This is a genomic window from Candidatus Accumulibacter sp. ACC005, from assembly GCF_907163215.1.
Classification (GTDB): Bacteria; Pseudomonadota; Gammaproteobacteria; order Burkholderiales; family Rhodocyclaceae; genus Accumulibacter; species Accumulibacter regalis.
The window spans coordinates 64,877-75,000 of record NZ_CAJQUB010000003.1; the positions used below are offsets into that span (position 1 = coordinate 64,877).

Here is a 10,124-nt window from a genome sequence, read left to right on the forward strand (position 1 = left end):
CGTGTTGCTGAGCGGCGACGTAAAGCCAGAATGGTTTCTGCCTCTTCGGTCTGGCAGCTTAGAGCCGCAATGTCCGGAGGCGTGGGTTCTTTTGGCCGAGCCAGGACACATACACCTTTCAGCACGTACCACAAGGATTCTTAATGGAAACGAACGCCGCTAACACTGACGCAGTCGCCGATACTGGCGCCGCCGCCGCACCAGCAGCCGTAAACCCGCTTGAGCGTCGTCTTGACCTGTCGATCGCTCTCGCCGACCTCGACAAGGAAGTCGATCAGCGTCTGAAGCGCCTCGGCAAGAACATGAAGATGCCCGGCTTTCGCCCCGGCAAGGTGCCGGCCAATATCATTCGCCAGCAATACGGCGACCAGGCTCGCCATGATGCGCTTAGCGAGGCGCTCGGGAGCCTGTTCAGCGAGGAGGTGACGAAGCAGCAGTTGCGTGTTGCCGGCAGCCCGAAGATCGAGGCGAGGAACAGCGGCAGTACAACGCACATGGAGTTCTCGGCAGTCTTCGAGGTCTTTCCGGAGATCACCGTCAAAGAGCTGGCGGACATGAAGGTCGAGCGTCCGGTCCTTGAAGTTGGACCGACCGAGGTCGACGGCACGATCGAAATCCTGCGCAAACAGCGGGTGAGCTTTGAGCCCGTTGATCGCGCGGCGGCAAGCGGCGACCGGGTAAGCATCGACTTTCTCGGCAAGAAAGATGGCGTGCCTTTTCAGGGCGGGCAGGGCCAGGATTATCAGTTTGTTCTCGGCGAAGGCAAGATGTTGGCTGACTTCGAGAATGCCGTGATCGGTACCAGCCCGGGCGAAAGCAAGTCCTTCGAAATGACTTTTCCGAGCGAGTATTTCTCCAAGGAACTGGCCGGCCAGACGGTGACCTTCGAGGTCACGGTCAAGGAAGTCGGCGAACCGCATCTGCCGGAAGTCGATGCTGACTTCGCCAAGGCGCTCGGCGTGGAAGATGGCGACCTGGTCAAGATGCGGGCGGAAATCGAGGCCAATCTCAAGCGCGAGGTGAAGAAGCGCCTGCAGGCGAGGATTACGGGACAGGTGATGGATTCGCTGCTCGAGGCGCATCCGGTCGACGTGCCTGGGGCGCTGATCGATCGCGAGATCGAGCGTTTGCAGGAACTGGCGCGCCAGGACATGGAGCAGCGGGGAATGAAGGTCAAGGATCTGCCGATGCAGCGCGAATGGTTCGTCGATCAGGCGACGCGCCGGGTCCGGCTCGGCCTGCTGCTGGCCGAGATCGTCAAGCAGAACGAACTGCAGGCGAAGCCGGAGCAGGTGCGGGCGCTGGTCGAGGATGCCGCGCAGAGCTACGAACATCCGGAGGAAGTCGTCCGCTGGTACTATGCGCAACGCGAGCGCCTGGGGGACTTCGAGAGCGCGGCCATCGAAGCCAATGTGGTGGCCTGGATGATGGCCGCCGTGGACAGTGGTCGACAAGCCGGTCGCCTTCGCCGAATTGATGGGGCAGCCGTCCTGAAAACGCAGAACTCTCGAAGCGGAGGAGCCGAAATGAGAATGGACCACGGCATCAACTGGGATCCGCAGGCGCTGGGCCTGGTCCCGATGGTGATCGAGCAGAGTGGTCGTGGCGAACGCGCTTACGACATCTATTCGCGCTTGCTCAAGGAACGCGTCATCTTCCTGGTCGGACCGGTGAATGATGTGACCGCCAATCTGGTGGTGGCGCAGCTGCTTTTTCTGGAGGCGGAGAATCCCGACAAGGATATCCATTTCTACATCAATTCACCGGGTGGTTCGGTGTCCGCTGGCTTGTCGATCTACGACACCATGCAGTTCATCAAGCCGGAAGTGTCGACCCTGTGCATGGGGCAGGCGTGCTCGATGGGGGCGTTTCTGCTCACCGCTGGCGCGCACGGAAAACGCTTCGCCTTGCCGAATTCGCGGGTGATGATTCACCAGCCGATGGGCGGCTTCCAGGGGCAGGCTTCGGATATTGCGATTCACGCCAAGGAAATCCTCGCGCTGCGCGCCAAACTCAACGAGTTGATGGCACACCACAGCGGCCAGGCCATCGAGCGTATTGAACGCGACACGGACCGTGATAATTTCCTTTCGGCGCAGGAAGCGGCAGAATATGGTCTGATCGACAAGGTGCTGGCCAATCGGGAGGGGGCTTGAGCTCGCTCCGGGCCGTGTCCAACCGTGTCCACATGGATTGACAGTGAGGTAGGTCGAGATGTCAGAAAAGAAAAGTGGCAGTGAGAAGCTGCTCTACTGCTCGTTCTGTGGCAAGAGTCAGCACGAAGTAAAGAAGCTGATTGCCGGGCCGTCAGTGTTCATCTGTGACGAGTGTATAGAGCTCTGCAACGACATTGTCCGCGATGAGATTGCCGGTGAGCAAGGCGGCAAGGGCAGTGATGGCGAACTGCCGACCCCGAAGGAAATCGCGGCTCTCCTTGATCAGTACGTGATCGGTCAGGACCAGGCGAAGCGCATACTGTCGGTGGCCGTTTACAACCACTACAAGCGCCTGCGTCATCACGGCAAGAGCAACGACGAGGTCGAGCTTGCCAAGAGCAACATCCTGCTCATCGGTCCTACCGGGTCGGGCAAGACCCTGCTCGCGCAGACACTGGCGCGGATGCTTGACGTGCCGTTCGTGATGGCTGATGCGACGACGCTGACCGAGGCCGGCTACGTCGGCGAGGACGTCGAGAACATCATTCAGAAACTGCTGCAAAAGGCCGATTACGACACCGACAAGGCGCAGCGTGGCATCGTCTACATCGACGAAATCGACAAGATTTCGCGCAAGTCCGACAATCCGTCGATTACCCGCGACGTGTCCGGAGAAGGCGTGCAGCAGGCGCTGCTCAAGCTGATTGAAGGCACGGTGGCTTCGGTGCCGCCACAGGGTGGGCGCAAGCATCCGAACCAGGACTTCGTGCAGGTCGACACGACGAACATCCTGTTTGTCTGTGGCGGCGCATTCGACGGGCTCGAAAAGGTCATCCGCGATCGTTCGGAGCGCGGCGGAATCGGCTTTGGCGCAGAGGTGAAGAGCAAGGACAACAAGAAGGCGATCGGCGAGGTGCTGCGTAGCGTCGAGCCGGAGGACTTGATCAAGTTCGGTCTGATTCCCGAGTTGATTGGGCGCCTGCCAGTCGTTGCCACGCTTGAGGAGCTGTCGGCGGCAGCGCTGGTGGAGATTCTCGTCGAGCCCAAAAACGCGCTGGTCAAGCAGTATCAGAAGCTCTTCGCAATGGAAGGCGTAGGGCTCGAAATCCGCCCGGCAGCGATGATGGCGATCGCCAAAAAAGCCCTGCAAAGGAAAACCGGCGCGCGCGGTCTGCGCTCGATCCTCGAGTCCGTTCTGCTCGATACGATGTACGAACTTCCCGGTATGGACAATGTCTCAGAGGTCGTTATCGACGAGAATGCCATCGTCGGCGATGCTCAGCCAATCCTCATTTATGCGGGTCAACCCAAGGTTTCTGGCGGCAACTGATGTCCTGGCCGCGGCCTGCGGCTTGAAATACGGGTCCGCGCCACCATCTCAAGGCACGAACCTCAACCTTAAGGGCATAATCGATGTCTGCAACCCCGAAGTTGGCTACCCAGCCAATAGAACTGCCGCTGTTGCCTCTGCGCGACGTGGTGGTTTTTCCGCACATGGTTATTCCGCTCTTCGTCGGGCGGCCAAAGTCGATAAAGGCTCTGGAAGTGGCGATGGAGGCCGGCAAGAGTATCCTGCTGGTTGCCCAGAAGTCCGCGGTCAAGGACGAACCGGAAGCCGACGACCTGTACGACATTGGCTGCGTGGCCAATATCCTGCAGATGCTGAAACTTCCCGACGGGACCGTCAAGGTGCTGGTCGAAGGCGCCCAGCGCGCGCGCCTGGAGGCCGTTGAATCGCGTGACGAGATGTTCTTCGCGAGCTCGCGCTCGGTGGTCGCTGATGACGGCGTCAACCATGAGGTTGAGGCGCTGCGCCGCGCCGTGATCGCTCAGTTCGACCAATACGTCAAACTCAACAAGAAGATTCCGCCGGAGATCCTGACCTCCATCGCGGGCATTGAAGAGGCTGGCCGCCTCGCCGACACCATTGCCGCGCACCTGCCCTTGAAACTCGAGCAGAAGCAGGAAGTGCTCGAGATGTTCGATATCCGCGCGCGCATCGAGCGGCTGCTGACGCAACTCGAGGCGGAGATCGATATCCTGCAGGTCGAGAAGCGGATCCGCGGGCGCGTCAAGCGCCAGATGGAAAAAAGCCAGCGCGAGTATTACCTCAACGAGCAGGTCAAGGCGATCCAGAAGGAACTCGGCGAGGGTGAAGAAGGCGCCGACATGGAGGACCTGGAGAAGAAGGTCAAGCTTGCCGGAATGGGCAAGGAAGGGCTCGCCAAGGCGCAGTCCGAACTCAGGAAGCTCAAGCTGATGTCGCCGATGTCGGCCGAAGCAACGGTCGTACGCAACTTCATCGAAACGCTGATCGGGCTGCCGTGGCGCAAAAGGACGCGGACCAGCAAGGATCTGGCGGCAGCGGGAAAGATACTCGACACCGATCACTGGGGCCTCGAAAAGGTCAAGGAACGGATCATCGAGTATCTCGCGGTGCAGCAGCGCGTCGACCGCCTCAAGGCGCCGATTCTCTGCCTGGTTGGGCCTCCCGGCGTGGGCAAGACGTCGCTCGGGCAGTCGATAGCGCGGGCAACAGGCCGCAAATTCGTGCGCATGAGTCTCGGTGGCGTTCGCGATGAGGCTGAAATCCGCGGCCATCGGCGGACCTACATCGGCTCTATGCCGGGCAAGATCCTGCAGAATATGAGCAAGATCGGCGTCAAGAACCCGCTTTTCCTGCTCGACGAAGTCGACAAGATGGGGCAGGATTTCCGCGGTGATCCGAGTTCGGCGCTGCTTGAGGTGCTCGATCCGGAGCAGAATTCGACTTTCGTCGATCACTATGTCGAGGTCGAGTACGACCTGTCGGAAGTAATGTTCGTCGCCACGGCCAACACCCTGAATATCCCGGCGCCCTTGCTGGATCGCATGGAAGTGATCCGGCTGTCGGGTTACACCGAGGATGAGAAGGTCAACATTGCGCAGCGTTACCTGCTACCCAAGCAGATCAAGACCAATGGGCTGCGAGCCGGCGAGTTGACCGTCGCCGAGAGCGCGCTACGTGACATCGTTCGCTACTACACGCGTGAAGCAGGGGTGCGATCGCTCGAGCGCGACATTTCGAAGATCTGTCGCAAGGTGGTGAAGACTCTGCTGCTCAGAAGGAGTCAGCAGAAAGTCGCCGTCACCGCGCGTAACCTCGACAAGTTCCTCGGCGTTCGACGCTTCAACTACGGCGTTGCCGAGCGTGAGAATCAGGTTGGCCAGGTGACTGGATTGGCGTGGACCGAAGTTGGTGGCGAATTGCTGACCATCGAGTCGGTGGTCTTGCCCGGCAAGGGCAAGACGACGACCACCGGCAAGCTTGGTGAGGTGATGCAGGAGTCGGTGCAGGCGGCAGTGTCGGTCGTGCGCAAGCGCGCCGGATCGCTGGGCATCGATCACGACTTCTATCAGAAGAGCGACATTCACATTCATCTGCCGGAAGGCGCAATTCCCAAGGATGGCCCGTCCGCCGGCGTCGGGATCTGCACGGCGCTGGTTTCCGTGCTCACCGGTATTCCGGTGTGCTGCGATGTGGCGATGACCGGCGAGATCACTCTGCGCGGCGAGGTACTGCCGATCGGCGGTCTCAAGGAGAAACTCCTGGCGGCGGTCCGCGGCGGCCTGGCGCGGGTCCTGATCCCCGAGGAAAACGTCAGGGACTTGGCCGAGATCCCGGACAACATCAAGAACAAGCTGGAGATCATCCCGGTCAGGTGGATCGACCAGGTCCTGGCGCACGCGCTCGAACGCAAGCCGGAGCCGTTGTCCGGCGAGGCGGCGCCGACGCCAACGCCGGCGGTCGCCGGAACGGCGTCCGAGGGCACGACTCCATCGGTGCAGGCGGTACTCACGCACTGAGTCGACGCGGACGCCGGGCGGGAGAGCTGGAGGTCGGTTCTTTCTGTGCCTCTCCTGCCTTCCTGACCCGGCGCGCAAGCGCTGCGCCCTCAGCAATGTGGTCTGGCCAAGTGACGATGGATGCGATAAACTCGCGCTTCTTTGCTTGGATCATACGACGGGTGCTTAGCTCAGTTGGTAGAGCGCTAGCCTTACAAGCTGGATGTCGGCGGTTCGAGCCCGTCAGCACCCACCACCGGCAGGGTGGTTCTGCAGCGATTGGGAGTGGTAGTTCAGTTGGTTAGAATACCGGCCTGTCACGCCGGGGGTCGCGGGTTCGAGTCCCGTCCACTCCGCCATTGCCAAGAGGGCGAACGAAAGTTCGCCTTTTTTGTTTCCTCGACAATATTTCAATGAGTTAGCGGGCCACAGCCATGATCTTCGATGCCGTTCGCAACAACAAGAGAGTCGTCCAGGTATTTCTTGCCCTGATCACCTTGCCATTTGCTTTCTGGGGTATCGACTCGTACGTTCGCGATACCGGCGCGGGCACGGATCTGGCCAGCGTCGGGGACTCCAAGATCACCATGCAACAGTTTGACCAGGCATGGCGGGTGCAGCAGGATCGCCTGCGGCAGGCAATGGGCGAAACGTTCGACGCGGCGGCGGTGAATACGCCGGAAGCACGTCTGTCAGTCTTGAACGCGCTGGTGGACCAACGTCTCTTGCTCCTCGAAGCTGCCAAGGGGCGGCTTGTTGCCGGCGACAACGCGCTGCGCGAGGTGATCAGCAAGATTCCGGCTTTGCAGGACGACGGGCAGTTCTCGATGGCTCGCTATCAGGCCGCGCTGGCGGCGCAGGGCATGTCGCAGCCGCAGTTCGAGGCGCAGCTGCGTCAGGACCTCACCTTGCAGCAGTTGGTGGCGGCGATTGGCGATACCGGCATCGTTGGCAGTGCGATGACCGACGAGATGCTGCGGATTCAATCCGAGGAGCGCCAGGTCAGCGAGCTGCGTTTCTCCCCGGAGCAGTTCGCTGCCCAGGTAAAAATCGATACTGCGGCGGTCGAGAAGTACTACCAGGAGAATCCGAAACGTTTTGAAATCGCCGAGCAGGCGAAGGCGGATTACGTCGTCTTGTCTCTGCAAGCACTGATGGACAAGCTGACGGTCAGCGATGCTGAAGTGAGCGCCTGGTACGAAAGCCACAAGGATAGATACCAGCGGGCCGAAGAGCGCCGGGCCAGCCACATTCTGATTCTGGTCGATGCAAATCAGGACGAGGAGAAAGCCAAGGCCAAGGCCGACGGCATTCGCCGGGAACTTCAGGAGGCGCCAGGCAAGTTTGCCGAACTGGCCAAGCAGTATTCGCAGGATCCGGGGTCTGCCGAAAAGGGGGGCGATCTCGGTTTCTTTGGTCGCGGAATGATGGTCAAGCCGTTCGAAGAATCGGTTTTCAAACTGCAGGAAGGCGAAATCTCCGGTGTCGTGCGCTCGGAGTTCGGCTTTCACATCATCAAGCTGACGGCGACGAAAGCGGGCGCTCAACGCCCGCTGGCCGAAGTGCGCCCGGAACTCGAGGACGAACTGAAGCGCCAGACAGCGTCGCGGCAGTTCGCCGAAGCCGCCGAGGCGTTCAGCAACATGGTCTATGAGCAGCCTGACAGTTTGCAGCCAGTGGTCGAAAAATTCGACCTGAAGATGCAGCATTCGGGCTGGTTGCCGCGCGATCCGAATCCGCAAGCGCTGGCCACCCTCGGCCAGCTCGGTAACCAGAAGGTTCTGACGGCCCTGTTTTCGGCTGATTCGCTGAAGAACAAGCGCAATACGGAAGCCATCGAAGTTGCACCAAACGTGCTGCTGTCGGCCCGCGTAGCCGCCTATCAAGCCGCGAGCAGCAGGCCTTTTGCCGAAGTAAAGGCAGGCATCGAAGCCGCTCTGAAAGAGCAACAAGCGGCAGCGCTCGCCCGCCAGGCGGGTGAGGCCAGGCTCGCCGCTCTGCAGGCGGGTACCGAGAGCAAGGCTGACTGGGGCCCGGTCAAGAGCGTCTCACGGCTCGAAGGGCAGCAGTTGCCGGCAGCGGCTCTGCAGGCGATCTTCCGGGCGAACGTCAACAATCTGCCAGCCTATGTCGGCGCCGAAGTCGCTGGCGGGACCTACGCGCTCTACAAGATCATCAAGGTCGGACAGCCGGCAACGGTCGATAAACAGCGCCGCGACGCTCTCCAGCGCGAATACAGCACCATTCTTGGCCAAGAGGATTTTGCCGCCTATCTCGCCGGTTTGCGCTCGCGCTACAAGATCGATATCAACAAGGCGGCGCTGGACAGCAAGGAGCGCTAAGTCGACCGCATCGACTCGGGTGAGGGCTGTGCGTCGGCGGGGCTCCTTTCTCGGCTGCCGGTCCCGATAGAGGCGAGGCGGCGGCGTGCTCGCTGTCGGCTGACGCGTTGTCTCCCTGAGCCAATTGCCGGAGTCGATAGCAGCGTCTACCGAGGAGGGTGTTCTCCACGCAGGCGAGTTGCATGCGGTTATTCAGTCAGCGAGTGCCACGGGGATTGCCACGTGGTCAATTCCCGACAGGGGATGCGCGGAGAAAAAAAAACCCCGCCAAAGCGGGGGTTTTTTGTTGAGCGGTCAAACTCGGGCAGGACTTACATGTCCATGCCGCCCATGCCACCCATGCCACCCATGCCACCCATGCCGCCACCCATGCCGCCGCCCATGGCCGGCTTCTCTTCAGCCAGTTCGGCGACCATACAGTCGGTAGTCAGCATCAGGCCGGCGATCGAAGCGGCGTTCTGCAGCGCGGTACGGGTTACCTTGGTCGGGTCGAGGACGCCCATTTCAACGAGGTCGCCATACTCACCGGTGGCTGCGTTGTAGCCAAAGTTGCCGGTGCCCTGAAGCACTGCGTTGACCACGACGGAAGGCTCTTCGCCGGCGTTGGCGACGATTTCACGCAGCGGTTGTTCGAGGGCGCGCAGCACGATCTTGATACCGGCTTCCTGGTCGTGGTTATCGCTCTTGACCGAAGCCAGAGCGCTGCGAGCACGCAACAGCGCGACGCCACCACCGGGAACGATGCCTTCTTCAACGGCAGCGCGAGTGGCGTGCAGCGCATCTTCGACGCGCGCCTTCTTCTCTTTCATTTCCACTTCGGTGGCCGCACCGACCTTGATCAGGGCAACACCGCCAGCGAGCTTGGCGACACGTTCCTGCAGCTTTTCCTTGTCGTAGTCGCTGGTCGCGGTCTCGATCTGCGCACGGATCTGTTTGACGCGAGCTTCGATGCTGGTCGAAGCGCCGGCGCCATCGATGATCGTCGTGTCTTCCTTGCCGATTTCGATGCGCTTGGCTTGGCCGAGTTCTTCGAGGGTTGCCTTCTCGAGTGTCAGGCCGACTTCTTCGGCAATCACCTGGCCACCGGTCAGGATGGCGATGTCTTCGAGCATGGCTTTGCGACGGTCGCCGAAGCCAGGCGCCTTGACGGCACAGGTTTTCAGGATGCCGCGGATGTTATTGACCACCAGCGTGGCGAGGGCTTCACCGTCGACGTCTTCGGCGACGATGAGCAGCGGACGGCTGGCTTTGGCAACCTGTTCGAGAATCGGCAGCAGGTCACGGATGTTGGAGATCTTCTTGTCGAAGATCAGCACATACGGGTTCTCGAGGATGGCGTTCTGCTTTTCGTTGTTGTTGATGAAATAGGGGCTCAGGTAGCCGCGGTCAAACTGCATGCCCTCGACCACATCAAGCTCGTTGTTCAGCGACTTGCCATCTTCGACTGTGATTACCCCTTCCTTGCCGACCTTATCCATCGCTCGGGCGATGATGTCCCCGATGTCGACATCAGCGTTGGCCGAGATTGCACCGACCTGAGCGATTTCCTTGTTCGTCGAGCAGGGCTTGGAGAGGTTCTTCAGTTCCTCGACGGTTGCCGTTACGGCCTTGTCGATGCCGCGCTTGAGGTCCATCGGATTCATGCCGGCGGCGACGAACTTCATGCCTTCACGGACGATCGACTGGGCCAGAACGGTCGCGGTGGTCGTGCCGTCACCGGCGATGTCGGAAGTCTTGGAGGCGACTTCCTTGAGCATCTGGGCGCCCATGTTGGCGAACTTGTCTTTGAGTTCGATTTCCT

General features: G+C 60.6%; 4 protein-coding genes, 2 tRNA genes and 2 pseudogenes (1 of these 8 cut by a window edge). 7 read left to right on the forward strand and 1 reads right to left on the reverse strand.

Features of this window, described 5'->3' with window-relative positions:
• Positions 1 to 143 precede the first annotated feature (143 nt).
• The 7 genes and pseudogenes from tig to QZ613_RS02830 all read left to right on the forward strand — a co-directional run bounded on the left by tig (position 144) and on the right by QZ613_RS02830 (position 8,323).
• Positions 144 to 1,494 (forward strand): annotated as a pseudogene (tig, locus tag QZ613_RS02800) (trigger factor).
• Positions 1,495 to 1,574: 80 nt separating this feature from the next.
• Positions 1,575 to 2,156 (forward strand): annotated as a pseudogene (gene clpP, locus QZ613_RS02805) (ATP-dependent Clp endopeptidase proteolytic subunit ClpP); the annotation flags it as partial.
• Positions 2,157 to 2,214: 58 nt separating this feature from the next.
• Positions 2,215 to 3,486 (forward strand): ATP-dependent Clp protease ATP-binding subunit ClpX, encoded by a 1,272-nt coding sequence (clpX, locus tag QZ613_RS02810; RefSeq protein ID WP_043567789.1) that lies wholly within the window; start codon positions 2,215 to 2,217, stop codon positions 3,484 to 3,486.
• Between the two features lie 83 nt (positions 3,487 to 3,569).
• Positions 3,570 to 6,002, forward strand: coding sequence for an endopeptidase La (lon, locus tag QZ613_RS02815; RefSeq protein ID WP_043567788.1), 2,433 nt, complete (start codon positions 3,570 to 3,572; stop codon positions 6,000 to 6,002).
• Between the two features lie 159 nt (positions 6,003 to 6,161).
• Positions 6,162 to 6,237, forward strand: a tRNA-Val gene (locus tag QZ613_RS02820).
• 26 nt (positions 6,238 to 6,263) lie between these two features.
• A tRNA-Asp gene (locus QZ613_RS02825) sits at positions 6,264 to 6,340 on the forward strand.
• A 75-nt stretch (positions 6,341 to 6,415) separates the two neighbouring features.
• The gene (locus tag QZ613_RS02830; protein WP_291863702.1) at positions 6,416 to 8,323 is read left to right on the forward strand and encodes a SurA N-terminal domain-containing protein; all 1,908 of its coding nucleotides are present in this window, start codon (positions 6,416 to 6,418) and stop codon (positions 8,321 to 8,323) included.
• A gap of 311 nt (positions 8,324 to 8,634) precedes the next feature.
• On the opposite strand, the gene groL is transcribed toward QZ613_RS02830, so the two are convergent.
• A protein-coding gene (groL, locus tag QZ613_RS02835) for a chaperonin GroEL (RefSeq protein WP_043567786.1) crosses the window boundary here: on the reverse strand, positions 8,635 to 10,124 show its 3' portion. Its footprint extends 172 nt past the window's final position; 1,490 of the gene's 1,662 nt are visible here — the last part of the coding sequence; its start codon lies beyond the right edge, outside the window — the gene reads right to left on this strand; the stop codon is at positions 8,635 to 8,637.

Coding starts and splice junctions, on each gene's coding strand:
- clpX (WP_043567789.1), top strand. CDS start 2,215: ATGTCAGAAAAGAAAAGTGGCAGTGAGAAGCTGCTCTACTGCTCGTTC.
- lon (WP_043567788.1), top strand. CDS start 3,570: ATGTCTGCAACCCCGAAGTTGGCTACCCAGCCAATAGAACTGCCGCTG.
- QZ613_RS02830 (WP_291863702.1), top strand. CDS start 6,416: ATGATCTTCGATGCCGTTCGCAACAACAAGAGAGTCGTCCAGGTATTT.